Genomic DNA, 26,468 nt, shown 5'->3' on the forward strand with positions numbered 1-26,468 from the left:
GGGTTCGCCACTGTGACACAGGACACCTGGGCAGGCGTCACTTCTTGTGCTCGGACGGATGGCTGGAACTGTTCGTTCCGTTGCGTGGGAGGGGAAACCTTTTCCCTCTCCTGAACGTCATTGAGTTCGGGGCGGGGTGTCTCCGCGTAAAGCGGCTCAAGGCGGGCAGCCACCCTAGTAAGACGTTCGGCGGTGGGGAGTGACGACACGATGGACCACGAGGCGCGGTCGGCGGGGCAGTTGTGGGTGGAGGACGAGAAGGGTCGGCGCCGATTGCCCGATCCGGTGCGTGCCTCCGCCGTACGGGCCGTGCTGCTCACGTCGGTGACGCTCATCCAGGCGATGGTGGCCTTCTTCTGCGCGCTCACGGGCTCCTGGCTCGCTTTTCCCATGCTGCTCACCTCGGTGGGCAGCACGGTGGTGGCGACCTGGAGCGTGCTCGACGTGTGGGTGACGCGTCAGGTGTGGCGGCAGCGCAACGGCGTGGTGTCGGAGCCGGCCAGTACGGCCCGTCAACTGCGGCGCGAGCGGCGCCGGGCGCGGAAGGCCGCGCAGACGATGGAGAGCGAGCCGGGGCACGGGGCCGCCGGGATGCGGCGCCCGGGGACGGAATCCCCCCGGGCGCTGTCCGAGGCGGCCTGAGAGGTCCGGAGAAGGCGGCCTGGGCGTCTGGAGAAGGCGGCCTGAGGCTTCTTGATCACGGCCCGATCGGCCCGGCCCCCCTCGGGGGGCCGGGCCGCGTCGCGTTACGGGGGTGCCGGCGGCGGGTCGGCTACTCGGCCGCGGCTGTCGCCCGGGGCTCCTCCGCCGGGGTGCGGCGGAACATGCGGGTCGCCGTGATCTCGCCGTGGATGGTCTCGCCCTCGGCGGCGGGCTGCGGGAGGCCCGGGCGCAGGTGCTCCTCCACGCTGATGTACTTCAGTCCCGCGCGGAGGTCGGCGTCGTTGCGCAGGCGGATGACCAGCGGGAACTCGGCGAGCGCGGTCGTGTCGAACAGACCGGTCGTGTAGAGGAGCTGGACACCGAGCGCGTCCGACACGGCCCGCTGGAGCTCCAGCAGATACGTCGCGTTGGCGCGGCCGATGGGGTTGTCGAGGAACAGGGTGCCCGCGTGGCGGTGCTTGTCGCGGCCCCGGTCGTTGGAGCGCAGGGCGGCCATCGTGCAGTACAGCGCGATGGCGGCGGTGAGGAGCTGGCCGCCGGAGAAGACGTCGCCCATCTGCCCGACCGGGACGCGCTCGGCCCGCAGCACGGCGTCCGGCTTCAGGATCTCGACCGCGATGCCGCGCGGTTCCAGGGCCGCCTGGACGCCCCGGAGCAGCAGGGACATGCCGTCCCGACGCAGGTCGGAGTTCTTCTTGACGGCAGCGCGGGTCGCCTCGTCGACGACCTCGCCGAGCCGTTCGGTGAGCGTGGCCTGGTCGGGCTCCTCGAAGCGGATGCGCAGGAACTCCTGGCCCGACCACTCGCCGAGCCCCTCGGGCAGCCGTGACAGGCGCTGCGCCGAGCGGAGCGTGGTCAGCGCGGACTCCACCAGGCCGCGCAGCCGGTCGACGATCGAGTCCCGGTTGCGCTCCAGCTGCTCCAGCTCGTCGGTGAGGACGCGCAGCCGGGGCGCGAAGGCCTCGGCCCACTTGGCGGCGTGCTCGGGGAGCGCGGCCGCGGGCAGTTCGCGGATCTGCTGCCGTGCGGGGGTGCGGACCTGCTCGTACCGGTTGGAGTTGGCGTGCCGGACGAGGATGTCGCTCGCCTCGCGCACGGCCGAGTCGGCGGCCGAGAGTTCGGCGGCGCAGCCGCGCAGCGAGCGGCGCGCCTCGGCGGCGGAGTGCCGGGCCTCCTCCAGGGTGCCCGGATAGGGCTCGGGCCCGTCCTGCTCCTCCTCCGCGTGGTCGCGCAGCAGGTCCCGCAGGAGCGCCGCCGTCTCGTCGAAGCCGCCCGCCGCGTCCTCGGCGGCGCGGTGGGCGTGCAGGAGGCCGGCGTGCGCGGTGCGCGCCGCCTCCAGCGCGTCGGTGCGGGAGGCCAGTTCGCTCGTCGCGGTACGGAGCAGGGCCTGGGCCTGCTCGGCGTCGGCGGGGACCATCTCCTCGGGCAGCTCGGTGTGCGACGCGCCGTCCTCGGGAGCCAGCCGCTCGGCCTCCCCGCGGAGCCGGCCGAGCTTCTCGCTCGCCTCGGAGGCACGGGTCTCCAGCATCTGGACGAGTGACTCGGCGCGGGCCGCGGCGGCCTGGCGCGAGGGGCCGTCGGCGCCGTCGGTCGACTCCAGGAGCTGCTCGGCGCGGGTGCGGACCTTGTTGGTGAGGCGGTCGAGCTCGGCGAGGGCGGCGGACTCGTCGCTCTCGGCCCGGGCCTGCTCGGCGCGCAGATCGGCTCCGACGCCGACCTTCTCGTACAGCTGGGAGGCGGCGCGGTACGCCTCGCGGAGGGTCGGCAGCGCGGAGCGCGGGGTGTGGGCGTCCGGCTCGGGGAGCTGATCGGGGGCGCCGGCGATCTCGGCGCGCTCGGCCCGCAGGGCGCGGGCGGTGCGGTGGGCGTCGTCGGCGGCGCGCTGGGCGGCGCGGCGGTCCTCGTCGGCGGCGCGGGCGCGCTCCAGACAGGTCTGGGCGCGGGCTTCGAACTCGGCGGCGTCGTCGGCCAGTTCGCGGAGCTTGGCCTGCCAGGCGGAGCGCTCGCGCAGCCGGAACGCCAGGCCCGCGAGGGCGTCGGCCGCGCGGCGGGCGCGCTGGGCCGCCTCCTGGCGTTCGTCCCGGACACGGGCGGCGTCGGCGGCGGCCTCGTCGGCCTCCGCCCGTGCCGTCCGGGCCTCGGCGAGCGTGGCCGCGGCCGCTTCGGCGGTCTCGCGGGCGGTGGCGGCGACGGCGGCCAGCTCCGCGAGCATCCCGGGCGGGCAGTCGGCGCGCCAGGAGCCGATCCGCGCGGCGAGCGAGCGGTCGCCGGTCAGCCGGGCCGCGAGCGCGCGGATCTCCTCGTCACGCGCGGTGGCGCGGGCGCGCAGGGCCTGCCGCTCCTCGTCGGCCGCGTGCTCGTCGTGCATCGCCGGGTTCGGCGGTACGAGGAAGACGCCCGCGTCCTCGCCGGATTCCGGGCTCGGGACGGGCGCGAGCAGGGCGGCGGCCGTGCCGACGGCCACTGTCGAGCGCGGCAGCAGGGCCGCGGTGCTCAGCACCTCACGGGCGCGGGTGTACGAGACGGGGTCGGTGATCACGACGCCGTCGACCAGCTCGGGGCGGGCGGCGAGCACGGCGGCGTGGTCGGCGGGGTCGACGGCCTGGGCGAGGTAGCGCCAGCCGGGAAGGGCCGGGATGCCCTGCTCGCCGAGGTACTCGACGGTGGCCAGCACGTCCGGGCCGGGCGGCAGCAGCCCGCCGTCGCCGAGGGCGCCGAGGATGCGGGAGTCGTCGGCCGCGGCGGTGCGCAGGTCGAAGAGCTTGCGCTCGGCGGTGGCGATGGACTGGTCGAGGAGCCGCCGCAGCTCGTCCGCGTACCGGTCGAACTCGGTGACGGTGAGGGGGCCCTGGGGGCCGGCGGCGAGGCCGAAGGCGGCGCCCGGCGTGGTGGCGGCCCGGGCGTTGCCGTCGGCATCGGGTTCGGTGCCGGGGCCGAGGTCGCGGTCGCGGTCGGTGCCGGGGCCGAGGTCGCGGCCGGAGCCGGGGCCGAGGTCGGGTCCGGGGTTCGCGTCGGCGTCGCCGGTGCGCGAGGCGGGAATGCTCGGGTCCATGGCCGTGGACGGGCCTGCGGCCGAGGGTCCGTGGCCGCCCGCACGCTGGCTCGGGAGGGGGAGGCCCGCGCTCGGCAGGCTGAGGAGTTCCGCCAGGCGTTCGTCGCCGGCCAGGGCCTCGGCGGCGCGGCGCTCCGCGTCGTAGGCGTTCTCGGCGGCTTCGGCCGCGTCCGCCGCGCGGGCGGCGGCGAGTTCGGCGCGGGATTCGGCCGCGGTGGCCTCGCGGGCCCGCTCGGCCGCGGTGCGCGCGGCGTCGCGTGCCGCGTCCCAGGCGGCGACCGTGGTCTTCTCGGCGTCGCTCGCGGCGAGGGCCGCGCGCGCCGGGTCGGCGTCCGGCGCGGAGTCGTCGAGCCACCCCGCCCGTACCGCCTCGGCCGTCTCCTGCTCGACCTCGGCGAGGCGCTGGCGCAGGTGGCCGGCCTCGCTGCGGGCGCGCTGGGCGTCGGTGGCGGCGGCGGTGGCATCGCGGTGGGCGGTCTCGCCGACCTCCTGGAGGGCGGCGGAGCGCTCCTCCTCCTCCGCGGCGTGCCGCTCGCCGTCCTCCGCGGCGGCGTGCAGGGCCCGTACGAGATCGGCGGCGGCCTTGGCGCGGGCGGCGAGCGCGGGGGCGGCGTCCCGCTCGGCCTCCCGGATGGCCGCGGCCACGCGCGCGGAGCGGTCGCTCGCCGCGCGGTGCCGCAGAACGGTCTCGGTGGCCTGCCAGGCGGAGTGCAGGGTGCGGGCGTCGGTGAGTTCGCGGCGCTGGGAGGCGGCGCTCTTCTCGGCGACGGTCAGGGCGAGGGAGGCGTGGCGGTAGGCCAGTTCGGCGGCGATGAGGGAGCTGCGGCCGCGCGCGGCCTCGGCCTCGGAGACGGCGTGGGCTGCCGTGGTGACCTGCTGGGCGAGTTCGGCGGCGCGGCCGCGCTCCTCGGTGGCGCGGGCGGAGAGCCGGCGGGCGAGCGTACGGGTGCGGCGCTCGGCGCCCGCGTGGATGTCACGCGCGCGTGCCCGGGTCTCGGCGGCCTCCACGATCCGGCCGAGGAGGTCGACGGAGCCCGCGGTGAAGTCGCGTTCCGCGGTGAGCTCGGCGCGTCGGCCGAGCTTGTTGCCGAAGCCGCTGACGAGGTCCGCGAGGCCGTCGGTGTCGCGGGTGTCGGTGACGGCCCGCAGGAGGAGGTCGGTGAAGTCGGAGTCCTTCTTGACCGCGAAGAGGCCGGCGGCCTCGCCCTCGTCGGCGTTCATCTCCCGCTGGTAGCGGAAGAGTTCGGGGTCGAGACCCAGCTCGCCGAGGTGCTCGTTCCAGCGGTCGTGGATCTCCTCCCAGTAGACCTCCAGGTGCGGGTAGGCCTTGCCCGCCTCGGTGAGGGCGTCGCGGAACCCCTTCATGGTGCGGCGGCGGCCCTGCGCACCGGACGCGCCCTCGACGGGCGGGCGTACGGAGGTGGCCTCGGCGACGGGGAGGCTGTCCAGGCTGAGACCGGGGCCGGGGCGGAAGGAGTACCAGGCTTCGGCGAACTTCCGCGGGTCGTTGGAGACCTGGCGTCCGCGCCACTCGCTGGCCTTGCCGACGACGACCAGTTCGCCGGTGAGGGTGTGCTGCCACTCGAGGGCGACGTGGCCGCAGTCGTCGGCGAGGAGGAACTTGCGGAGCACACCGGAGCTGGCGCCGCCGAGGGTGTTGCGGTGTCCGGGGAGCATGACCGAGAAGATCAGCTTGAGGAGGACGGACTTGCCGCCGCCGTTCTCCAGGAAGAGCACGCCCGCGGGCGCCGGGCGGCGCGGCGGGCCGACCGGCTCCTCCTCGAAGAACTCCGCCTGGGTGGGGGCGGGGTGGGGCACGGGCGCGCCGACTCCACGCAGGTCCAGGACGGTGTCGGCGTAGCGCGCACCGGCGGGACCGATGGAGTAGAGGCGGACCCGGGACAGCTCGTACATGGCGGCGGACTCTCGTCGTCTCTGTGTCTTCGTGGTGTCTTCGTGGGTTACGCGTGGAAGGGCAGGCCGGCGTCGGCGGCCAGCTCGAGGTCGTCGCCGTCGGGCGGCGGCACGAGGGTCGCGGAGCCGTCGCTGACCGGGACGACGCCGAGGTCGAGGATCTCGGCCATGGCGGCGCTCCCGGCCATGTCGCGCACCTGGAGCTGGTAGCGGGCGGTGGTGCGGTAGGCGCCGCCCGCGTCGTCGCCGGTGCGCTGGAGGAAGCCGGATTCGGTGAGGAAGGCGACGGCCTTGCCGACGATGCCGGTGGTGGAGCCGGCGAGCCGGCGGGCGTCCTTGGTGGCGCCGGTGGAGGTGCGGCGGGCGTAGATCCGCCAGGCGGCCTCCAGGCCGGGGGCGTCCGACGCGGGGTCGGTGTTCTCGCCCTGTTCCTCCGCGCGCTCCTCGAGGCGGCGGCAGGCCTGGCGGACGAAGGCGTCGACGCCGTTGACGGTGAGGCGGCCGATGTAGCCGTCGTCGGCGAGGTCCTCGGGGCGGGGGAAGGCCATGGCGGCGACGGCGAGGTGGGCGAGGCCGTGCAGGAAGCGGTCGGCGGAGTCGGTGGAGGCGCGGCGGGCGTAGTCGCCCATGCGGACGGCGAAGACGGAGTCCTCGCCCGCGGTGACGGCCATCCCAGCGCGCGGGGAGACCTCCAGGACGACGAGGCCGAGCCCGGTGGCGACGGCGTCGGCGAGGCGCGCGAAGGCGGGGTCCTCGCGGTAGCGCCGCAGGAGCTCGGCGTACTCGGCGTCGCGGGCGGGCAGCAGCTTGGGCTGGAGGCCGAAGGAGACGAGGCGTGCGGCGTCGGCCGCGTCGGCGGGCGTGACGGGGGCGGCGGCGGAGGCGACGGGGGTATGCGGGGGCTCCGGCTCGCTCCACGCGTCGGCGTGCTCGGCGTGGTGTTCGCTCACGGCTGGGGCTCCTCGGTACGGGTGGTCGGTGGTGCGGCGGGGGCGGCGGTGGGCCGGGCCAGGGGCAGCCGCACGGGCGTGACGCTCACGCCGCGCCGCCGCGCGGGCACCTCGCCGGCGGCGGTCCCCTCGGCCACGAGCCGGACGGCCCGCACGGAGGGGACCGGACTCCGCCTCGCGGGCCCGGGCGGCAGCACGACACTGCCGGCCTTGGGCGTCGGCGGGGCGGGGGCCTCGACGGAGGCCGGGGTCCGGGCCGGTGCCGTGGCTTCGGTCTCGTCCGAGGCCGGGGCCCGGGCCGGGGTCCGGGTCCCGTCCGAGGCCGGGGTCCCGTCCGTGCCGGAGGCTGGGGTCCCGTCCGTACCGGAGGCGGGAGCCTCGGACTCGGGGCCCCGGTCCGTGCTGAGGCCTCCGTCAGGGGCCTGCTCCCAGGACAGGGCGGGGCCCTCGACCGGGGCGGAACCGGAGACGGACTCGTCCGAGGTCAGGGCCTCGGTCGGGGTCCCGGGCTCGTCGGGGGTCGGGGCGGCGGTTTCGCGGGCGGTCGGGGCGGGAGTGAGCCCGGGGGTGGTCTCAGGCTCCTCGTCGGTCGGGGCGAGAGCGGGCTCCGTGGTGGTGGTCATGACGCCTCCGAGCGGGCTGCGGCCATGCCGGCCGCGTCGAGGAGTGCCGTGCCCACTATCAGGTCGGCGCCGCCGAACTCCGGGTCGTCGAGCGGGGTGCCGTCGTCGACGGCGAAGAGCAGGCGCTCCTCGCCCTGGCGGTACGCGGTGCCGACCGGGGGGCTCGCCGCGTGGACGGCGAGCAGCGCCACCAGGTACGGGAGGTCCGGGTCCCGGCGGCGGGCGTCGGCGAGGAGGCCGGAGAGGCGGCGCGGGGCGTCGTGCTCCAGGTCGAGCAGCTCCATCGCGCTCGCGAGCTGCTCCTCGCTGAAGCGGCTGTCGTCCGGGGTGGCGATCAGGTCCGGCTCGGGCATCTCCGCGCCGAGGTGCTCGCGCTCGACCGGCGGGGTGAGCAGCATCTCCACCAGGTCGCCGACGCGCACGGACACGGGGGTGCGCAGGCCGGTACCGCGGGCGAAGAAGGCGTCGGTGACCCTGGTCGCCTGTTCGACGGGCAGCGGGAGGAGCGGGGCGACCAGCTGCCCGTACAGGTCTATCCCGGTGTACGAGGTGGGGGCGGCGAAGGCCTGGCGGTCCTGCTCGGCCCGGAAGAGCGGCCCGGCCTCCAGGAGGCGGGACTGGAGCTGGGTGTGGCGGCGGATGCAGTCCTTGACGATGTCGACGAGCTCGGCGGCGCGGCGCTTGTGCTCGTGGTCCTCGGCCTCGTCGCGGGCCTTGCGGATATTGGTGAGGATCGCGTTCTCGTGGCGGTAGCGGTCGGCGACGTGGTCGAGCGCCTCGGCGATCATGTCGGGGACCGCGCTGAGCCAGTCGACGGCGCGGACGTTTCGCCGGGTCGCCTCCAGGGTCTTGCGGAGGGTCTCGGCGTACTGCACGGTGCGGTAGCGCGCCTGCTCGGCGGCGAGCTGGGCGTCGGCGAGCCGGCCGCGGCTGATCAGGATCTCCAGCTTCACCTCGGCGGCGATCTGCGCGCTGGTGACGTCCGTGTCGAGGGCTCCGACCAGGACGTTGACCGCTTCGTCGGTGGTACGGAGGTAGATCCCGCCGCCGTAGCCGGGGACTTCCTCGATCAGTTTGAAGTCGTAGTCCCGGCGGGTGTAGACGCCGTCGGCGCCGAAGGTGCCGTACACGGCGCGGAAGCCGCGGTCGACGCTGCCGACGTTGATCAGGTTCTCCAGGACCCAGCGGGCCACCCGCTCGTGCTCGGCGGCGGGACGGGCGGGGGCCTGGGCGGCGACGCGGGGCAGGAGCCGGCCGACGATCTGCTCGTGGTCGGCGCCGGTGTCGAAGTCCATGTTGAGCGTGACGAGGTCGATCGCGGCGAGGGCGACCTCGGCCATCGCGTAGACCGAGTACTCACCGGCCAGGTTCGCCTTGCGGGTGTCCAGATCGTGCAGCGGCGCGGTGCACGCGAGCGCGCGGAGCCGCCGCGCGAGCCCTTCGTCGGCGGCCGGACCCGGCGCGGGTCGCGGCCCCGCGCTGAGCTGGGGCGGAACGAATTCCGTCGAGGCAGGCGAAGTCACGGTGCACAGATTAGGTCCTCGCACTGACAACGGTCGAAACGGCGCAGATGCGACCGCCTCCGCCCGCCCCCGACGATGGCGGCGGAGTCGCCGGACCGGCCGCCCGGAGCCCGGCCAGGACCCCCGCTTCCAACCCGGTCCCGGACCCGGCCGGGCGCGGTCGTCCCTCAGGCCTCCGGAGCCCCGGGCTCGTCGACCGCCTTCGCGTAGACCTCTACGATCCGCGCGCGGGAGTCGTCGAGGTAGCGCGCCAGAAGTCGTTCCGCCCTCGCGCGGTCACCGGCGAGCAGAGCGTCCAGAATCTCCCTGTTTCGCACGAGATACGGCTCGTGCAGTGCTCGGGCGTCGTCCACGACGTGGAAGGCCAGGCGGAGTTCGGCGAGGACCCCCCGCATCAGTTCGTCCGTACGGGCACTGCCGGCCAGGGCGACCAGTTCGCGGTGGAAGTGGATGTTGGCGGTGGAGACACCCTTCCAGTCCGCCGCGCGGGCCGCCCCGAGGCCCTCCTCGACGGCGTCGACGAGCCCGTCGAGGGCGAACGGCGGCTCCCCGAGCCCGTGGACGACGGCGCATTCGACGAGACGGCGGGTGCGGTAGATGTCGTCGACGTCCTCGACGGTGAGGACCCGGACGAAGACGCCCCGGTTGAGCTGGTGGACGAGCAACCGTTCATGGGTGAGCAGCCGGAACGCCTCGCGCAGGGTGTTGCGGGACACGCCGAGCGCGCCCCCGATGCTGTCCTCCGAGAGCCGGGTGCCGGGCGGGAAGAACCCCTCGGCGATCCGGGTGCGCAGAATGTCCGCGACCCGTTCCGCCGTGCTCGTACGCCCCAGCAGCGCCCGGTCGTCCGCGAGTTCGTCCATTCCGCCCACCGCGCCTCGTTCCCTCCGTCGCCCCCTGTCGTCCGCGGCGAGTCAATCGTAGAAACAAGAACGAGACAACACACCTCTTGTCGGATCGTTGAACAATCCTCTACGTTAACGACACCGCACGGTCCTTCAGTACGTCCTCAGGCACGCCTCCCCCTCTGCGAGGTGCAGATGAGCACGACACAGACCCAGCAGCACACCCAGGGCGAACGGCCCGACGACACGGGCGCGTTCGCCTGGCTGCGGGCCCTCGGGCCGCGCGGCCGACGCGCCTTCGGCGGCGCTTTCGGCGGATATGCCCTGGATTCCTACGACTTCTTCACGCTGCCGCTGTCGATGGTGGCCATCGCCGCCTACTTCAGCCTCGACAAGGGCCAGACCGGCCTCCTGACCACCGTCACCCTCGTCGTCTCGGCGATCGGCGGCGCGCTCGCCGGTATCCTCGCCGACCGCATCGGCCGGGTGAAGGCGCTGATGATCACGGTCGTCACCTACGCGCTCTTCACCGTGCTGTGCGGATTCGCGCCCAACTACGAGACGCTGCTGGTCTTCCGCGCCCTCCAGGGCCTCGGCTTCGGCGGCGAGTGGGCGGTCGGCGCGATCCTGGTCGCCGAATACGCCTCCGCCCGGCACCGGGGCCGCACCCTCGGCTTCATCCAGAGCGCCTGGGCGGCGGGCTGGGCACTCGCCGTGATCGTCTACACGCTGGTCTTCCAGTTCGTCGACGCCGACACCGCCTGGCGCGTGATGTTCTGGACGGGCGCCCTGCCCGCCGTCCTCGTCGTCTACGTCCGGCGCAACGTCGAGGACGCCCCGCAGGCCGCGGAGGTACGGCGCACCAGCACCCAACGCGGTTCGTTCACCGCCGTCTTCAAGCCGCCGCTGCTGCGCACGACGCTCTTCGCGGTCCTGCTCTCGACCGGTGTGCAGGGCGGCTACTACACCCTCGCCGCCTGGGTCCCCACCTTCCTGAAGACCGAACGCGGGCTGACCGTGGTGGGCACCGGCGGGTATCTGACCTTCCTGATCTCGGGGGCCTTCGTCGGCTATCTGACCGGCGGATATCTCACCGACCGACTGGGCCGGAAGAAGAACATCGCGCTGTTCGCCGCCCTTTCGGCGCTATCGGTCCTCGCCTACACGAACATCCCCTCCGGGGCGAACACCCTCCTCCTCGTCCTGGGATTCCCGCTCGGCTTCTGCATGTCGGCCATCTTCAGCGGCTTCGGCTCCTTCCTCGCCGAGCTGTATCCGACGGCCGTACGGGGTACGGGGCAGGGCTTCACGTACAACACCGGGCGCGCGGTGGGGGCCGTCTTCCCGACCCTGGTCGGCTTCCTCGCCGAGAGCTGGGGTGTGGGCGGCGCCCTGGTCTTCGGCGCCGTCGGCTACGGTCTCGCCGTCCTGGCTCTCCTCGGTCTCCCCGAGACGCGCGGAAAGGAACTGGTATGAGTGCCACGAGCGTTCTCGATCCGCGGGAGGCACGCGCGCGTGCCCGGGCCGGAGCGACCGACCCCACGGCGGGCTGGGCGCCTGGGCACACCCAGGCCAACCTGATCGCGGTGCCCGAGGCCTGGGCGTACGACGTGCTCCTGTTCTGCACCCGCAACCCCCGGCCGTGTCCCGTCCTCGACGTCACGGACGCCGGTGCGTGGACGACGGAGCTGGCGCCCGGCGCCGACCTGCGGACCGACATTCCTCGCTACCGCGTCTGGGAGCACGGCCGGCTCGTCGACGAACCGACCGACGTGACGCCGTACTGGCGCGGCGACCTGGTGTCGTTCCTGATCGGCTGCAGCTTCACCTTCGAGGCCTCGCTCGCGGAGGCGGGGGTGCCGATGCGCCATGTCGAGCAGGGCCGCAACGTGTCGATGTACGTGACGGACCGGGCCTGCCGGCCCGCCGGGCGGCTGCGCGGCCCGATGGTCGTCTCGATGCGCCACGTCCCGGCGGAACTGGTCCCCGCGGCACGGCAGATCAGCGGGCTGCTGCCCGCCGTGCACGGCGCGCCCGTGCACGCGGGCGATCCCGCGGCGCTCGGCATCCGCGACCTGGACCGGCCCGACTTCGGCGACGCCGTCGTGGCGGAGCCGGGGGACGTACCGGTCTTCTGGGCCTGCGGGGTCACCCCGCAGGCCGCGGTGATGGCCTCGCGTCCGCCGTTCGCCCTGACCCACGCGCCGGGGCGGATGCTCGTCACCGACGTACGCGACGCCGAGTACCGCGTCGCGGCCTGACCCGCACCACCAGCACCACCGGCACCACCCGGGAAGGAAGGGAACGACACCATGACCTGGGCCTCGATCGACCTCAACGCCGACCTCGGAGAGGGGTTCGGCCGCTGGATGCTGACCGACGACGAGGAGCTTCTCTCGGTGGTCACCAGCGCCAACGTGGCCTGCGGCTTCCATGCCGGGGACGCCGTCACCATGCGGCGCGTCTGCGAGCGGGCGGCGGCCGGCGGAGTACGGATCGGTGCCCAGGTCTCCTACCGCGACCTGGCCGGCTTCGGCCGGCGCTCGATGGACGTCCCGGCGGACGAACTGGCGGCCGAAGTGGCCTATCAGATCGGCGCTCTGGAGGTCTTCGCCCGGGCCGCCGGGTCGCGGGTCTCCTACGTCAAGCCGCACGGCGCGCTCTACAACCGGGTGGTCCGCGACGAGGAGCAGGCCCGGGCGGTCGTCGACGGAATCCTGCTCGGCAGCGCCGGCGCCGGGCTTCCGGTGCTCGGCCTGCCGGGTTCCCGGCTGCACGAGGCGGCCGCGAAGGCGGGCCTGCCCGTTGTCACCGAGGCCTTCGGCGACCGGGCGTACACGGCGGACGGCTCCCTGCTGCCACGGGGGCAGGAGGGAGCCGTCGTCACCGATCCCGCCGAGGTCGTGGAGCGCTCGCTGACCGTGGCCCGGTTCGGGGTGGTCACCTCGCACTGCGGGCGGACCGTCGCCGTCCGGGCGCGGTCGCTCTGTCTGCACGGGGACACCCCGGGCGCCGTCGGCCTCGCCCGGCGGGTCCGCGCCCAGCTGGAGGCGGCCGGGGTCCGGGTGGAGGCGTTCGCATGAGGGCGCGGCGGGTGTTCCGGGTGGGCGAGCGGGCGCTGCTCGTGGAGCTGGCGAGCGGGACGGAGACGGAGGCGTTCCACGCCGAGCTGCTGCGCCGTCGGGCGGGCGGTGCGCTGCCCGCCGTACGCGAGATCGTGCCGGCGGCGCGGACGGTGCTGCTCGACGGGGTCGACGCGCCGGACGTGCTGGCCGGGCAGCTGCGGGAGTGGACGATTCCGCCGCTGCACGCGCGCGTGGAGCGGGCGATCGACGTGCCCGTGCGGTACGACGGGCCGGATCTCGCGGAGGTCGCCGCGCTGTGGGGGGTGTCCGTGGAGACGGCGGTCCGGATCCATTCCGCCGCCGAGTTCCGCGTCGCCTTCTGCGGGTTCGCGCCGGGCTTCGGCTATCTGACCGGGCTCGGCGAGCAGTACCAGGTGCCGCGCCGGGCCACCCCGCGCACGGCCGTCCCGGCCGGGTCGGTCGCGCTGGCGGGGCCGTACACGGGGGTGTACCCGCGCTCCTCCCCCGGCGGCTGGCAGCTGATCGGCTCCACCGACGCGGTGCTGTGGGACACCTCCCGCGAGCCGGCCGCACTGCTCACGCCGGGTACCCGGGTTCGTTTCGTGGTGGAGAGCCGGTGACCGATCGTGCTGTCGCCGTCGTGCGGGCCGGAGCGCTGACCACGGTGCAGGACCTGGGGCGGACCGGTCACGCGCATCTGGGCGTTCCCCGCTCGGGGGCGCTGGACCCGGGCGCCGCGCGGCTCGTGAACCGTCTGGTCGGCAATCCGGAGGGCGCGGCGGTCCTGGAGACGACGGTCGACGGGTGTGCGGTACGGCCCCGGTGCGCGGTCACGGTCGCGGTCGGCGGGGCGCCGTGCTCCGTCACCGTCGACGGGCGCCCGGCCGCCTGGGGGACGGCGGTACGGGTCGGGCCCGGGGCCGTCCTGGAGGTCGGCGCCGCCGTGCGCGGGCTGCGCTCGTACGTCGGTTTCGGCGGCGGGGTCGCCGTCGAACCCGTCCTCGGCAGCCGCTCCACCGACCTGCTGTCCGGCCTTGGCCCGGCGCCGCTGGCGGACGGGACGGTGCTGCCGCTGGGGGAGGAATCCTCCGCCCGGGGGCCGGTCGACGCTCCGCCCTGGCCGGGCCCGCCGGACGAACTCGTCCTGCGGGTCCGGCTCGGGCCGCGTGACGACTGGTTCACCGGTGCGGCGCTCCGCACCCTCGCCACGCGCGCGTACCGCGTCTCTTCCTCCACCAACCGCATCGGCCTGCGGACCGAGGGCCCGCCCCTGGAGAGGGCCGTTCCCGGCGAACTCCCGAGTGAGGGCATGGTCCTGGGCTCGGTGCAGGTCCCGCCGGACGGCCGCCCGGTGGTCTTCCTCGCGGACCATCCGACGACCGGCGGCTACCCGGTGATCGCGGTGGTACGGGAGCGGGACCTGGCGGCGGCGGCGCAGGCGGTGCCGGGGACGGTGGTGCGGTTCGTGCCGGGCTAGGGGTGCGGTTCGTGCCCCCTAGCGGTCCGGTGGCGCGCAGCCGCCGCCGAGAGGCTCGGGGGCGGGCGGCGTGCCGTAGCCTCCGCCGCCGGGTGTGCGGAGCACGAGGACGTCGTCGGGGCCCACCTCGGTGGTGTCGACTCCGGCGAGGCGTTCGAGGGTGCCGTCGGCGCGTTCGACCGTGTTCTCCCCGAGGGCGCCGGGGCCCCCTCCTGCCATGCCGTAGGGCGGGACGCGGCGGTGGCCGGTCAGCAGGGTGACGGTCATCGGTTCCAGGAAGCGGATGCGGCGCTCGACCCCGTTGCCGCCGTGCCACAGGCCGGGGCCGCCGCTGCCCTCCCGTACGGCGAAGGAGTCCAGCCGGACGGGGTGGCGCCACTCGAGGATCTCGGGGTCGGTGAGCCGGGAGTTGGTCATATGGGTCTGGACGGCGTCGGCGCCGTGGAAGCCGTCGCCCGCGCCGGACCCGCTCGCCACGGTCTCGTAGTACTGCACGCGCGCGTTGCCGAAGGTCACGTTGTTCATCGTTCCCGAGCCCTCGGCCTGGACGCCCAGCGCCGCGTACAGGGCGCCCGTGACCGCCTGCGAGGTCTCGACGTTCCCCGCGACGGTCGCCGCCGGATAGACGGGTGCGAGCATGGAGCCGGGCGGGACGCGGATGTCGAGGGGCTCCAGACAGCCGCTGTTGAGGGGGATGTCGTCGTCGACGAGGGTGCGGAAGACGTACAGGACGGCGGCCATGACCACGGAGGTGGGCGCGTTGGCGTTGCCCTCCCGCTGGGGCGAGGTCCCGGTGAAGTCGACGACCGCGGTACGCCGTTCGCGGTCCACGCGGACCGCCACCCGGATGATCGCGCCGCCGTCCGTCTCGTAGCGGTAGGCGCCGTCCCGAAGGCCGGCGACGATCCGCCGCACGGACTCCGCCGCGTTGGCGCGCACGTGCCGCATGTAGGCGTGGACGACGTCGAGGCCGAACTGGTCGACCATCGCGCGCAGTTCGGCGATGCCCTTCTCGTTGGCGGCGATCTGGGCGCGCAGGTCCGCGAGGTTGGTGTCCGGGTCGCGGGAGGGGTACCGGGCGCCGGTCAGCAGGGCGCGCGTCTCCTCCTCGCGCAGCCGCCCGTCCCGTACGAGAAGCCAGTTGTCGAAGAGGACGCCCTCCTCGTGGACGGTCCTGCTGAACGCGGGCATGGAGCCGGGTGTGATGCCCCCGACCTCCGCGTGGTGTCCGCGTGAGGCGACGACGAAGAGCAGCTCGTCCCCGGAGGCGTCGAACACCGGTGTCACCACGGTGATGTCGGGGAGGTGGGTGCCGCCGTGGTACGGGTCGTTGACGGCGTAGACGTCGCCGGGGCGCAGGGAGCCGCCGCCGCGCCGCAGGACCTCCTTGATGGACTCGCCCATGGAGCCGAGGTGGACGGGGATGTGGGGCGCGTTGGCGATGAGGTTGCCCTCGGGGTCGAACAGGGCGCAGGAGAAGTCGAGGCGTTCCTTGATGTTGACGGAGTGGGCGGTGTTCTCCAGGCGTACGCCCATCTGCTCGGCGATCGCCATGAAGAGGTTGTTGAAGACCTCCAGGAGGACAGGATCGACGTCCGTGCCGACCGCGACCCGGGAGGGTCGGGGGCGGACACGGGTGAGGACGAGGTGGCCGCCGTCGCCGGCGGCGGCCTGCCAGCCCTCGTCGACGACGGTGGTGGCGTCGGCCTCGGCGAGGATCGCGGGGCCGGTGACCGTGTCGTTGGGGCGCAGGTCCTCGCGCCGGTACAGCGGGGTCGGCACGGCCGTGCCGCCGCTGTACGTCCGTACCGTGGCCCGGGGCGCGAGCGCGCCCTCGCGTGCCGCGGCGTCGGCGACCACCGGGCCGTGTGGTCCGGCCCGGCCGACCGCCTCCACGGAGACCGCCTCGACCACGAGCGGCTTCTCCATGGTGAAGGCGTACCGCGCGCGGTGGGTGGCCGTGAACGCGGTGGCCATCTCCTCGGCGGAGGCGAGGCCGACCTGGAGGCTCGCGTCCGTGCCCGCGTACCGGAGGAGCACGCGCGCGTGGGTGGTGATCGCGGAGTCCGGCAGCCCGTCCGCCCGCAGCTCCCGCCTGGTCCGCTCGGCGAGCCGGGCGCACAGCTCCGTCACGCGCGCGTGGGTCCCCGGTGCGCCGAGCTCCGCCTCGACCGACTGCTCGCGCATGGCGGTGGCGTCGGCGAGGCCGATCCCGTACGCGGAGAGGACACCGGCGAGCGGGGGTACGAGGACGGTGTCGACACCCAGGGCGTCGGCGACGGCGCAGGCGTGCTGGCCGCCGGCGCCGCCGAAGCTGGTGAGGGCGTAGCGGGTGATGTCGTGACCGCGCTGGACCGAGATCTTCTTGACGGCGTTGGCCATGTTGAGGACGGCGATCTCGAGGAATCCGGCGGCGACCTCCTCGGGGGTGCGGCCGCCGCCGATCTCTTCGGCGAGGGCGGTGAACTTCTCGCGGACGACGCCGGCGTCGAGCGGCTGGTCGCCTTCGGGCCCGAAGACGGCGGGGAAGTGGGCGGGCTGGACGCGGCCGAGCATCACATTGGCGTCGGTGACGGTCAGCGGGCCGCCGCGGCGGTAGCAGGCGGGGCCGGGGACGGCGCCCGCGGAGTCGGGTCCCACGCGGTAGCGGCGGCCGTCGTAGTGGAGGACGGAGCCGCCGCCCGCCGCGACGGTGTGGATGTTCATCATCGGGGCGCGCATCCGCACACCGGCGACCTGTGTACCGAGTTCACGCTCGAACTCGCCGGCGTAGTGCGACACATCGGTGGAGGTACCGCCCATGTCGAAGCCGATGACCCGGTCGAAACCCGCCTGCTGGGAGGTGCGGGCCATGCCCACCACGCCGCCGGCCGGGCCGGACAGGACCGCGTCCTTGCCCCGGAAGTGCGCGGCCTCCCGCAGTCCGCCGTTGGACTGCATGAACATCAGCCGGATCCCGGGGAGTTCCCGCGCCACCTGGTCGACGTACCGGCGCAGGATCGGGGAGAGATAGGCGTCCACGACGGTGGTGTCGCCGCGGGGGACGAGCTTGATGAGCGGGCTGACCTCGTGGGAGCAGCTGACCTGGGGGAAGCCGTGGGCTCGGGCGAGGGCGGCGACGCGGGTCTCGTGGTCGGGGTGGCGGTAGCCGTGCAGGAGGACGACGGCGGCGGCTCGGTATCCGGCGCGGTGGGCCGCCGCCAACTCCGCGGCGACGGCGTCCTCGTCGAGGGGCGTGACCACGCTCCCGTGGGCGTCGACCCGCTCGGGGACCTCGATCACCCGCTCGTACACGGCCTCGGGGAGCACGATGTGGCGGTCGAAGAGCCGGGGGCGGTTCTGGTAGGCGATGCGCAGGGCGTCGCGGAAGCCCTGGGTGACGAGGAGGACGGTCGGTTCGCCGCGCCGCTCCAGGAGTGCGTTGGTGGCGACGGTCGTGCCCATCTTGACGACCTCGACGCGCTCGGCCGGGACGGGCTCGTCGGGGCCGAGGCCGAGGAGGAGCCGGATCCCGGCGACGGCGGCGTCGTGCGGGCGGGCGGGGTCGTGGGAGAGGAGTTTGCGGGTGACGAGCCGGCCGTCGGGCCGCCGGCCCACGATGTCGGTGAAGGTGCCGCCACGGTCGATCCAGAACTCCCAGCGCCCGCTCATTCCCCCATTGTGGCCACCGGGGCGTCGAGGGACACCGCCGCGAGGGCGGCGGACAGGGCGTGTTCGGCGCGGTGGTCCAGCCGGGCGGCGGTGCCGGCCGCCGAGTGCCGCAGCTCGGCCCCCGCGAGGTGGAGCAGCTGGGGCAGCAGGTCGTGGCAGCGACGTGCGACCCAGCCGGTGCCGGCCGTGGCGAGCCAGCGGACGGTGTCCGCGCGGGTGGGCGGGGGCTGTTCGGGTTCGGGCGAGGGGGGCGTGCCGTGGGCGAGGCCACGGGCGGCGAGGAGCGTGTGGAAGCGGGCGGCGATCGCGCGGTGGCCGCGCTCGCCGGGGTGGAGCCGGTCGGCGCTCCAGAGGGACCGGTCGTCGGTCCAGACGGGTTCGGCGAGGTGGAGGTGGACGGCGTCGTAGCGGGCGGAGACGGCGTGGACGAGGGCGTTGACGGCCTTCTGGCGGCGCTCCAGGGGGCGGGCGAGCGGGGTGGGCAGCCGGAGCATCCGGCCGGGGTCGGGCAGGCAGGCGGTGAGGAGAACGGCTCCGTTCCCGGCGAGGTCCGCGCAGACCCGGTCGAGGCACCGGGCGAACCGCTCGATGTCGAAGGTCCGGCGCAGGGTGTCGTTGACGCCGACGACGACGGAGGCGAGATCCGGCCGGAACGCCACCGCCTCCGGAGCCTGCTCCTCGGCGACCTCCCGGCTCTGTGCCCCGCTGACGGCGAGGTTCCGGACCTCGACCGCCCGCCCGGCCTCGACGAGCCCGTCGGCCAACAGGGCGGCCCAGCCCCGCCAGGCGCCCTCGACGCGATCCCCGACTCCCTCGGAGAGGGAGTCACCGAGAACGGCGAACCTCAGCGGCTGGAGGGGGCGGTTGCCTGACCGCGGCCGGTCGGGGCCCATCACCCGGCGGGCGGGGCGTGGCACGGCCCACGCGCCGCCGTCACGGATCCCGGCCGGCTCGGCGGGGGGCCGTACGGGCGTGCGCACGGGCGTGGCAGGTGGCTGGGTCATCGGGGCGCCGTCACGGATCCCGGCCGGCTCGGCGAGGGGCCCTACGGGCGTGCGCACGGGCGTGGCAGGTGGCTGGGTCATCGGGGCGCCGCCTGGGACGGGACGCCGGGGAGGGTCGGGGCCGGAGTCGGGGCCGGAGTCGGGGCCGGGGTCGGGGCCGGGGTCGGGGTCGCGTCGTGGGCGTGGAGGAAGGCGGCGATCGAGCGGTCCCAGCCGAAGAGTTCGGCACGCGCGCGTGCCGCCGCGCGGCGCCGCTGTTCGGGTTGGCCGAGCAGGGAGCGGACGGCCGCGGCGAAGGCGTCCGGCCGGTCCTGGGCGCAGGCGCCCGCGTCGCCGAGGACCTCGGCGAGGGCCGACGAGGCGCTGGCGACGACCGGAGTGCCGCAGGCGAGAGCTTCCAGCGCCGAGAGGCCGAACGTTTCGGCGGGTCCGGGAGCCAGGCACAGGTCGGCGGCGGCCTGGAGGTCGGCCAGACGTTCACGGTCCGCGACATGGCCCAGGAACCGCACCGGCAGCCGCTCCTCCCTGGCCCGCCGCTCCAGCGCGCCCCGCAGCGGCCCGTCGCCCGCCACGGCGAGCGCCGCCCGGATCCCCGAGGCCCGCAGCACGGCCAGCGCGTCCAGCGCCGTCCCGGGCCGCTTCTCCACCGAGAGCCGGGAACACAGCAACAGCAGCACCCGCTCGCCGTCCGCGTGCTTGGCCCTCAGGACGGTGCTGCGCCGCCCCGGCCGGCAGCGGCCCAGGTCGACGCCGAGCGGCGCCCGTACGACGTTGCGGGCCCCGATCCGTACGAACTCCCGCTCCGCCCACTCCGTCGTGCAGACGATCCGCGAGTAGGCCCACGCGGTCCGGCGGTTGAGCCGGTCGGCCACGCGGGCGGCGGCCTCCTCGGGCACGCCCCAGGTCCGCAGCACACCGTGGGCGGTCTCGTGCGAGACCATCACCGCGGGCACCCTGGCCCGCCGGGCCCACTCCCCCGTCCACCGCAGAGTCGTCCGGTCGGAGACCTCGAGCCGGTCCGGCGCGAGCTCGTCGAGGAGCCGGCGCAGCCGGCGCCGGTCGGCGAGGACGCGGTAGCCGCCGGTCCCGGGCAGGACGGGGCCGGGCAGGGTGATGATCCGGCCCTGGTCGGTGACCTGGGCGCTCGCCACGTCCCCGGGGACGATCAGGACCGGTTCGTGGCCGGCTTCCCGGTAGCCGCGTCCCAGCTGTTCGAGGGCGGTGCGCAGGCCGCCCGAGGTGGGGGTGACGAAGTTGGCGAGCCGGACGATGCGCAGCCCGTGGCCCGGCCGGTCGTGTCCGTCGCCGTTCATGCCGCCACCGCCGTCCGCTCGCGCAGCACCTCCAGGTAGTGGCCGATCAGTTGGTCGCCGACGGCCTCCCAGGTCCGGTCCTCGACCGCGGCCCGGCCGGCCCGCCCGTAGGCGGCGCGCAGCGCGGGCGCCGTGGCGAGGGAGGCCACCGCGTCCCGCAGGGCGGTGACGTCGTCCGGTGGGACGAGGAGCCCGGTCCGCCGGTGGGCGACCAGGTCAAGGGGGCCGCCCGCCGCGGGGGCGACGACCGGGACGCCGCTCGCCATCGCCTCCTGCACGGTCTGGCAGAAGGTTTCGTACGGGCCGGTGTGCGCGAACACGTCGAGCGAGGCGAAGATCCGTGCCAGGTCGGAGCCGGTGCGGCGGCCGAGGAACACGGCGTCGGGGAGGGCGGCGCGCAGCCCGGGTCCGCTGGGTCCGTCGCCGACGACCACGACCCGTACGCCGGGCAGTGCGCACACGCCGGAGAGCAGTTCGACGCGCTTCTCGGGGGCGAGGCGGCCGATGTAGCCGACGAGGAGTTCGCCGCCGGGGGCGAGCTCGCGGCGCAGGGCTTCGTCGCGCAGCTCGGGGCGGAAGCGGACGGTGTCGACGCCGCGGCGCCAGAGCCGTACGCGGTCGATGCCGTGGCTCTCCAGGTCCCGCAGGGCGGAGGTGGACGGTGCGAGGGTGCGGTCGGCGGCGCCGTGGACGGCTCGCAGCCGGCGCCAGGCGGCGCCTTCGCCCGTACCCATGTAGGTACGGGCGTAGCCGGCGAGGTCGGTCTGGTAGACGGCGACGGCGGGGAGCCCGAGCCGGGTCGCGGCGGCCATCCCGCGTACGCCGAGGACGAACGGGCTCGCCAGGTGTACGAGATCGGTCCGGTGCGCGGCGATGGTCGCGGCGACCCGGCGGCTGGGCAGGGCGACGCGTACCTGCGGGTAGCCGGGGAGGGGCAGGGAGGGTATGCGGACGACGGGGCAGGGCGCTTCGGCGTCCGGCTCAGGGGCGGCGGCGGGGGCGATGACGAGGGGGTCGTGACCGCGGCGGGCGAGGTGGCGCGCGGTCTGCTGGGCGCAGTGCGCCACACCGTTGACATCGGGAGGGAAGGATTCGGTGACGATGACGACACGCATACCGGTGTTGTCGTCGGGCCCGGCGTGTCCCCGCCAACGTGGATCTGGACGTACGGGGAACGTCCCATGAGCGTTTGCCCCGGGCGGCACCTTCCCTTGCCTCGGAGGCCTCATCGTCGGGGCGGGGCCCCATCGGCGGGACCCGTGCCCCCCGCAGGCCGCTCGCCCCTCCGGCCGGGGGCTCTGGACCGCCGCGGGCCACGCCGCTCAGCGGGCGTCCGGCCTTCAGTGCCTCGTCGAGCCGGGCCCGCGCCGGTGCGTATCCGGCCTCCCGGCCTCGGCCTGCCGGCGCCGGTCCCGACGGACATCCGGCCCTTCCGGCCTCAGCGGCTCGGGCCCCGCCCGGCGGGCGTGCGGCCTTCGCGGCATCACCGGCCGGCGTCACTCCCCGCAGGGGGTCCGGGGCATCCAGCCCCAGCGGCTCGGGCCCCGCCCGGCAGGCGTGCGGCCTTCGCAGCATCACCCGGCCGGCGCCACTCCCCGCGTGGGATCCCGGCATCGCGCCCCAGCGGCTCGGGCACCCCAGCGGACGTGCGGCCTTCACGGCTTCACCGGGCCAACGCCACTCCCCGCGGGGATCCGCGCATCCGCGCCCCAGCGGCTCGGGCCCCGCCCGGCAGGCGGGCGGCCTTCACGGCATCACCGGGCCGGCGCCACTCCCCGCAGGGGATCCGGGCATCCGCGCCCCAGCGGGTCGGCCCCGCCCGGCAGGCGTGCGGCCTCCGCTTCCCCACCGGGGATCCGGGAATCCCGCCCCGAGGGCCTCGCCCCGCGCCCCGTCTCAGACCTGCAGGTCCGGGCCTATGCGGTTGCGTACCGCGGTTTGGACCTCGGCCTCTTCGGCCGGGTCGGCGGCCAGGCGGCGCAGGCGTTCCGCGACGCGGACGTCGCCGGTCTCGGCGTGCAGTGCCGCCACCTCGCGGGTGGTCTCCTCGCAGTCCCAGAGGCATTCGACGGCGAAGCCCGTCGGAAAAGTCGGATCGGTCGCCGCGAGGGCGCGGGCCGTGCGGCCGCGGAGCTGGGAGGAGGCGGTCTCTCGGTAGACGTGGCGCAGCACGGGGGCGGCGCAGGCGATGCCGAGGCGGCCGGCGCCGTCGACAAGGGTGTAGAGGGCGGTCGCGTCGGGGCCCTCGGCCCGGACGGTCTCCCGCAGGGCGCCGAGGACGAGGTGGGCGTCCCGGGCCCCGCCGCGGGAGGCGAGGACACCGGCGGCGGCGGCGCCGAGGGGATCGGGCCGGTGGACCCAGCCCCGGGCGCGGTCCACGGCGTCTTCCCCGCACATCCGCTCGAACGCCGAGACGGCGGCTTCGGCGACGGTACGGGAGTCGCTGCCCGCCGCGGCCTCGATGAGGTCCAGCACCGCGGGATCGCGCGCCTCGGCGAGGTAGTGCAGGGCGGCGCAGCGCGCCCCGTCCGGACCGCCGCGGGCCGCCCCGACGATCGCCGCCCGGTCCTCTGGCCCGGCGACGGCTGTCAGGCAGCGGGCGGCGGGCCCGTGCAGGACCGTGCCGCGCTCCAGGCCCTCCTGGGCCCAGTCGAAGACCGCCTGGACGCTCCAGCCGGGCCGGGGCCCGCTGGGTCGCATCTGGCGCTGCCAGCGGTCGAAGGAGCCCTGTTCCTGGGCCGCCCTGACCCGGCTGCCGACCGCGTCCCGCCGGTCCTCGGCCCAGAGCCGCCACGGGCGGGGCTCGAAGGCGTCCCGTACGGCGCTCGCCAGCTCCGCGTCGCCCTCCGCGGTGGCGGGAAAGCGGGCGAGGACGGGAACGGCGAGCGAGCGCAGTCCGGCGTCGTCGTCGCGCAGGGCGAGCTCGTCGAGCGCCCAGGCCCAGTTCGCGCCGGTCGCGGCGTACCGCCGGAGCAGCGTCAGGGCGTCCCGCCGGCCGTACGAGGCGAGGTGCCCGAGGACGGCGAGGGCGAGCCCGGTCCTGTTCTCCTCGGCGTCGAAGAGGTCGTCGGCGCCGAAGAGGTGGGCCTCGACCTCCTCGAGCCCGCCGTGCAGGTCGAGGTAGAGACGGGCGTAGTAGAGAGAGCGGTTCTCGACCTGCCAGTCGTGGCGCGGGTCGTTGAGAACACAGTGGTTCAGGGCCGCGAGGGCCTCGGCGCGTGGCGCGGCGAGCGCGTGCAGGGTGCCGTCGCCGCGGCCCCTCTGCAGCAGGCCGAGCAGGGTGCCGCTCGGCGCTATGAATGGTTCGAACATTGGAAGATGCCTCACATCAAGCTGTCGACACGACCGGGGAGTACCGGGGACTGGTGATCGCCTAGGCCGCGCAGCAACATGGAGGGCCGCCTGTCGTCCTTCGCTTGGTGTTGACCATCTTCCTCTGCCTCTCGTCGGTGGCCCCTTGCGGGCCCGACGTCATGATGACCCAGCCATTTCGCCACCGCGACCACATTTACGACACCGCTCTCACCTGGGGTTCAGTGCCCGTTCACCACGATCTTCACCGGGCGCCGAACAATTCGAGGAGTTCTGCCTTCCCAAACATCCGAGCAGTATCCACGGCGGACGGAGTCCCTGCTTCCGGATTCGCCCCGCCGGCGAGCAGAGCGCGGACGACCTCGTCCTCGCCCTTGAAGACGGCGCCGGCGAGCGGGGTCTGGCCCCGGTCGTTGGCGCGGTCGGCGTCCGCGCCGCGGGCGAGGAGGGCCGTGACCGCGTCGGCGTGCCCGTGATAGGCGGCGAGCATGACGAGGGAGTCGCCCTTCTCGTTGGTGAGGTTCGCGGGGACGCCCGCGTCGACGTAGGCGGCGAGCGCCTCGGCGTCGCCCGTGCGCGCCAGGTCGAAGACCTTCCCGGCCAGCTCGACGACCTCGGGGTCCGGAGTCTCGCTCATCGGAGGTGTCCGCCTTTCTCTCCTGCTGTGGATCTCTGTGTATGTCGACCGTCGATGTCGACCGTCGGTATCGACCGTCTCGGCCCTGACCTCGGCGTGGACCGGGGCCCTGACCTGCGCACGGCGAGCGCGGCCGTACGAGTGAATCGACAGGGTACTGCCCGTGCGACGACATGACCTGGGCCGTCCGCGGCAAAGATCACCCCAGTCACGGCCCGGTCACATCCCGGTCACGCCCCGGGCGGACCGGCGCTAGCGCGCCTCGCGCGTTTCGCCACCCGGGCCCGTCCGCCACATCCGCCAGTCAAGTGAAATCACCCTCTTTTCACTCATATGCACCTTTAATCGCATAGATACTTCCTGTGAACCTGGAAGGACTCATGGTGACTGTCCCCTCAACCAGGAGAACACCTCATGATCCTGTCCATCTCAGGCGTGGTCCTGCTCGGCATCATCTGCTTCCTGTTCTTCAAGAAGGACGGCCTCAAGGCATCCCACGCCCTCGTGTGCTCGCTGTTCGGCTTCTATCTCGCCGGCACCGCCATCGCCCCGAGCATCACCGCGGGCGGCCAGAGTCTCGCCAGCCTTCTGGGCGGGATCAACTTCTGACGCCCCGCATCACAGCCCCTTCCACAACTCCAGGAGTACGACGTGGCCCGGCGACCACTCCCCCGCATTCTGAGCAGCGGCAGCGACCGGATCGCTCGCAGTCGAGAGATCGCGCGCACGGCCGCCGACAGCGCCACCGACGTGCTCCATCCGCTGATCACGATCACGCGTGGTCTGCGGAGGCTGGCCGCGACCGGGCGTGCCAGGTGGGCCGCGACCCCCAAGGAACGGCGCGGTCCCACGCTGCTCCTGGTCGCGGCCTGCGTCCTCGTCGTCGCCCTCGTCCCGTACGGGCCGCTCCTCGCGCTCGTCTCGGTCATGGGCGCGGCGGCGTGGAAGGGGCGTGAGCACCCGGTCGTGAAGACCGGACCCGACGACGCCGAGATCGAGCGGCTCAAGGGCCTCTACGAGGCGCTGGTGCCGTACTTCTCCGTGCCCGAGGACCCGGCCCCGCTGTTCGCCCACGGCGGCGACTGGACGGGCGCCTTCGCGGAGTACGCCTTCGACGACGGCGGGCGCCTCACGCGGCTTCGGATCAAGTACCCCGCCTACTTCACCGACGGGGAGGCCTCCTCCCGTGCCCGGATCGAGCAGCTGCTGCACGCCAAGTCGGGGCGCGGCCGTGAGTACCTCTTCGACTGGGACGAGGAGGGCAACCAGCTCGTCCTGAGCGTGCTGCCCGCCCTGCCCACCACGATCGCCGCCCAGCGTTTCGTCACCGTGCCGGGCGAGACGGTCCTCGGCTTCACCGACGCGGACGCCGTCCAGCGGACCGTCCCGGTCCTGGCCGCCGACGGGGCGAAGGACGCGCCGCCCGTGATCTGGCGCACCGGCCCGCGCTCGACCGAGCCGCATCTGCTCGCCGTCGGCCAGCCCGGCAGCGGCACCACGTCGCTGGTGCGGTCCATCGCCCTGCAGGCCCTGCCGCACGGCGACGTCCTCGTCATCGAGGGCAGCGGCACGGGCGAGTACGCCTGTCTGATCGGCCGTGCGGGCGTCCTGGCCGTCGAGTGCGGTCTCGCGGGAGCGCTGGCGAGCCTGGAGTGGGCGGCCCACGAGACCGAGCGGCGGCTGATCGCCGCGAACCGGGCGCGCCAGGCCGGTCACCCCGCGCCCGAGGACACCAAGCGCCCGCTGTGGATCCTGCTCGACCGCCCGAGCGTCCTCGGGCATCTCGCGGCCGCCGCCGGGCGCACCGACCCGCAGGACCTCCTTCACGTGCCGCTGCGGCACGGCCGGGCCGCGCAGGTCACGGTCGTGGTGGCGGAGCAGTTCGACAGCGTGGACGCGCTGACCGAGACGGTACGGACGCACACCCGCGCCCGGGTGGTGCTCGGGCCCGCGTCCCCCGAGCAGATCGAGTCGGTCCTCGGCGTCGAGCCGCACACCACGCCGATCCCGGTCGTCCCTCCGGGCCGCGGCTACGCCCGCCTCGGTGCGGGCCCGGTCCTGCGCCTTCAGGTCCCGGCGACGCCTGACCCGTACGACGACGCGACGAGCGAGGCGCACCGCAGGGCGGTCCTGGAGCTCCTGCCGGAGCGCCAGACCGCGACGGCGACGGCGATCGAGGCGGCCCCGGGCTCGGCCCCCGACCCGGGTCACATTCCCGGCGCGGCTCCGGCGGTGGAGCCCGACGGGGCCCCGCCCACCCCCGCCTCCGTCACCGCGCCCGCGCCCACCCCCGCCTCCGTCACCGCGACGACCACCGCCTCCGTCACCGCGACGACCGCCGCGACCACCGCCGACCCGGGTCCGGCCCCGCGCCACGCCCCGGTCCCCGCCGAGGGCTGAGGACGGCGAAGGGCAGCG

General features: G+C 74.8%; 19 protein-coding genes. 8 read left to right on the plus strand and 11 right to left on the minus strand.

Features of this window, described 5'->3' with window-relative positions:
* The first annotated feature begins 210 nt into the window (after positions 1–210).
* Positions 211–642, plus strand: a complete 432-nt coding sequence (locus tag ACF06X_RS24490; protein ID WP_392289447.1) for a hypothetical protein — start codon at positions 211–213, stop codon at positions 640–642.
* 130 nt (positions 643–772) lie between these two features.
* Here ACF06X_RS24490 and ACF06X_RS24495 read toward each other — a convergent pair whose 3' ends face one another.
* From ACF06X_RS24495 to ACF06X_RS24515, 5 genes are all read right to left on the minus strand, one after another.
* Positions 773–5,629 carry a hypothetical protein gene (locus ACF06X_RS24495; RefSeq protein ID WP_392289448.1) on the minus strand — a complete coding sequence of 1,619 codons (4,857 nt, stop codon included), beginning with the start codon at positions 5,627–5,629 and terminating at the stop codon, positions 773–775.
* 47 nt (positions 5,630–5,676) lie between these two features.
* Entirely contained in the window at positions 5,677–6,579 is a 903-nt protein-coding gene (locus ACF06X_RS24500) for a hypothetical protein (protein ID WP_392289449.1), read from the minus strand.
* Positions 6,576–7,202, minus strand: a complete 627-nt coding sequence (locus ACF06X_RS24505) for a hypothetical protein (protein ID WP_392289450.1) — start codon at positions 7,200–7,202, stop codon at positions 6,576–6,578. The genes ACF06X_RS24500 and ACF06X_RS24505 overlap by 4 nt, the downstream gene beginning before the upstream one ends.
* Positions 7,199–8,725 (minus strand): hypothetical protein, encoded by a 1,527-nt coding sequence (locus ACF06X_RS24510; RefSeq protein ID WP_392289451.1) that lies wholly within the window; start codon positions 8,723–8,725, stop codon positions 7,199–7,201. Before ACF06X_RS24510 ends, ACF06X_RS24505 begins: the two co-directional genes overlap by 4 nt.
* 167 nt (positions 8,726–8,892) lie before the next feature.
* Positions 8,893–9,588 carry a GntR family transcriptional regulator gene (locus tag ACF06X_RS24515; RefSeq protein ID WP_392289452.1) on the minus strand — a complete coding sequence of 232 codons (696 nt, stop codon included), beginning with the start codon at positions 9,586–9,588 and terminating at the stop codon, positions 8,893–8,895.
* A 177-nt stretch (positions 9,589–9,765) separates the two neighbouring features.
* Here ACF06X_RS24515 and ACF06X_RS24520 point away from each other — a divergent pair, with 177 nt between their 5' ends.
* From ACF06X_RS24520 to ACF06X_RS24540, 5 genes are read left to right on the plus strand one after another with little or no spacing between them, the layout of a single operon-like run.
* Positions 9,766–11,046 carry an MFS transporter gene (locus ACF06X_RS24520; RefSeq protein ID WP_392289453.1) on the plus strand — a complete coding sequence of 427 codons (1,281 nt, stop codon included), beginning with the start codon at positions 9,766–9,768 and terminating at the stop codon, positions 11,044–11,046.
* On the plus strand, positions 11,043–11,831 hold the full coding sequence (locus ACF06X_RS24525) for a putative hydro-lyase (protein WP_392289454.1): 789 nt from the start codon (positions 11,043–11,045) through the stop codon (positions 11,829–11,831). The genes ACF06X_RS24520 and ACF06X_RS24525 overlap by 4 nt, the downstream gene beginning before the upstream one ends.
* A gap of 51 nt (positions 11,832–11,882) precedes the next feature.
* Complete coding sequence (locus ACF06X_RS24530) at positions 11,883–12,653, plus strand: LamB/YcsF family protein (protein ID WP_392289455.1); 771 nt, start codon at positions 11,883–11,885, stop codon at positions 12,651–12,653.
* Positions 12,650–13,276, plus strand: coding sequence for a 5-oxoprolinase subunit PxpB (gene pxpB / locus ACF06X_RS24535; protein ID WP_392289456.1), 627 nt, complete (start codon positions 12,650–12,652; stop codon positions 13,274–13,276). Before ACF06X_RS24530 ends, pxpB begins: the two co-directional genes overlap by 4 nt.
* A complete protein-coding gene (locus ACF06X_RS24540) occupies positions 13,273–14,133 on the plus strand; it encodes a biotin-dependent carboxyltransferase family protein (protein ID WP_392289457.1) in 861 nt (286 codons plus the stop codon). The genes pxpB and ACF06X_RS24540 overlap by 4 nt, the downstream gene beginning before the upstream one ends.
* Before the next feature lie 18 nt (positions 14,134–14,151).
* On the opposite strand, the gene ACF06X_RS24545 is transcribed toward ACF06X_RS24540, so the two are convergent.
* The 6 genes from ACF06X_RS24545 to ACF06X_RS24570 form a co-directional block, all read right to left on the minus strand.
* A complete protein-coding gene (locus ACF06X_RS24545) occupies positions 14,152–17,784 on the minus strand; it encodes a hydantoinase B/oxoprolinase family protein (RefSeq protein ID WP_392289458.1) in 3,633 nt (1,210 codons plus the stop codon).
* A complete protein-coding gene (locus tag ACF06X_RS24550) occupies positions 17,781–18,869 on the minus strand; it encodes a GDSL-type esterase/lipase family protein (protein WP_392289459.1) in 1,089 nt (362 codons plus the stop codon). The genes ACF06X_RS24545 and ACF06X_RS24550 overlap by 4 nt, the downstream gene beginning before the upstream one ends.
* Positions 18,866–20,101: a glycosyltransferase gene (locus tag ACF06X_RS24555; protein ID WP_392289460.1), complete on the minus strand. Its 1,236-nt coding sequence runs from the start codon at positions 20,099–20,101 to the stop codon at positions 18,866–18,868. Before ACF06X_RS24555 ends, ACF06X_RS24550 begins: the two co-directional genes overlap by 4 nt.
* Positions 20,098–21,216, minus strand: a complete 1,119-nt coding sequence (locus tag ACF06X_RS24560; protein ID WP_392289461.1) for a glycosyltransferase family 4 protein — start codon at positions 21,214–21,216, stop codon at positions 20,098–20,100. Before ACF06X_RS24560 ends, ACF06X_RS24555 begins: the two co-directional genes overlap by 4 nt.
* A 781-nt stretch (positions 21,217–21,997) precedes the next feature.
* Positions 21,998–23,413 (minus strand): HEAT repeat domain-containing protein, encoded by a 1,416-nt coding sequence (locus ACF06X_RS24565; protein ID WP_392289462.1) that lies wholly within the window; start codon positions 23,411–23,413, stop codon positions 21,998–22,000.
* Positions 23,414–23,657: 244 nt separating this feature from the next.
* A complete protein-coding gene (locus ACF06X_RS24570) occupies positions 23,658–24,050 on the minus strand; it encodes an ankyrin repeat domain-containing protein (protein WP_392289463.1) in 393 nt (130 codons plus the stop codon).
* Positions 24,051–24,464: 414 nt separating this feature from the next.
* Here ACF06X_RS24570 and ACF06X_RS24575 point away from each other — a divergent pair, with 414 nt between their 5' ends.
* Together ACF06X_RS24575 and ACF06X_RS24580 are read left to right on the plus strand one after the other, a co-directional pair.
* Positions 24,465–24,659 (plus strand): hypothetical protein, encoded by a 195-nt coding sequence (locus tag ACF06X_RS24575; RefSeq protein WP_158985291.1) that lies wholly within the window; start codon positions 24,465–24,467, stop codon positions 24,657–24,659.
* A gap of 42 nt (positions 24,660–24,701) precedes the next feature.
* On the plus strand, positions 24,702–26,450 hold the full coding sequence (locus ACF06X_RS24580; RefSeq protein ID WP_392289464.1) for a hypothetical protein: 1,749 nt from the start codon (positions 24,702–24,704) through the stop codon (positions 26,448–26,450).
* Positions 26,451–26,468: the final 18 nt, after the last annotated feature.

The sequence above is a fragment of the Streptomyces sp. NPDC015346 genome, from assembly GCF_043078785.1.
In the GTDB taxonomy this organism is placed as follows: domain Bacteria; phylum Actinomycetota; class Actinomycetes; order Streptomycetales; family Streptomycetaceae; genus Streptomyces.

Excerpts from the sequence above, each read along its gene's own strand:
- ACF06X_RS24490 (WP_392289447.1), top strand. The coding sequence starts at position 211 with ATGGACCACGAGGCGCGGTCGGCGGGGCAGTTGTGGGTGGAGGACGAG.
- ACF06X_RS24495 (WP_392289448.1), bottom strand. The coding sequence starts at position 5,629 with ATGTACGAGCTGTCCCGGGTCCGCCTCTACTCCATCGGTCCCGCCGGT.
- ACF06X_RS24505 (WP_392289450.1), bottom strand. The coding sequence starts at position 7,202 with ATGACCACCACCACGGAGCCCGCTCTCGCCCCGACCGACGAGGAGCCT.
- ACF06X_RS24515 (WP_392289452.1), bottom strand. The coding sequence starts at position 9,588 with ATGGACGAACTCGCGGACGACCGGGCGCTGCTGGGGCGTACGAGCACG.
- ACF06X_RS24520 (WP_392289453.1), top strand. The coding sequence starts at position 9,766 with ATGAGCACGACACAGACCCAGCAGCACACCCAGGGCGAACGGCCCGAC.
- ACF06X_RS24525 (WP_392289454.1), top strand. The coding sequence starts at position 11,043 with ATGAGTGCCACGAGCGTTCTCGATCCGCGGGAGGCACGCGCGCGTGCC.
- ACF06X_RS24530 (WP_392289455.1), top strand. The coding sequence starts at position 11,883 with ATGACCTGGGCCTCGATCGACCTCAACGCCGACCTCGGAGAGGGGTTC.
- pxpB (WP_392289456.1), top strand. The coding sequence starts at position 12,650 with ATGAGGGCGCGGCGGGTGTTCCGGGTGGGCGAGCGGGCGCTGCTCGTG.
- ACF06X_RS24545 (WP_392289458.1), bottom strand. The coding sequence starts at position 17,784 with ATGAGCGGGCGCTGGGAGTTCTGGATCGACCGTGGCGGCACCTTCACC.
- ACF06X_RS24550 (WP_392289459.1), bottom strand. The coding sequence starts at position 18,869 with ATGACCCAGCCACCTGCCACGCCCGTGCGCACGCCCGTAGGGCCCCTC.
- ACF06X_RS24555 (WP_392289460.1), bottom strand. The coding sequence starts at position 20,101 with ATGAACGGCGACGGACACGACCGGCCGGGCCACGGGCTGCGCATCGTC.
- ACF06X_RS24560 (WP_392289461.1), bottom strand. The coding sequence starts at position 21,216 with ATGCGTGTCGTCATCGTCACCGAATCCTTCCCTCCCGATGTCAACGGT.
- ACF06X_RS24565 (WP_392289462.1), bottom strand. The coding sequence starts at position 23,413 with ATGTTCGAACCATTCATAGCGCCGAGCGGCACCCTGCTCGGCCTGCTG.
- ACF06X_RS24570 (WP_392289463.1), bottom strand. The coding sequence starts at position 24,050 with ATGAGCGAGACTCCGGACCCCGAGGTCGTCGAGCTGGCCGGGAAGGTC.
- ACF06X_RS24575 (WP_158985291.1), top strand. The coding sequence starts at position 24,465 with ATGATCCTGTCCATCTCAGGCGTGGTCCTGCTCGGCATCATCTGCTTC.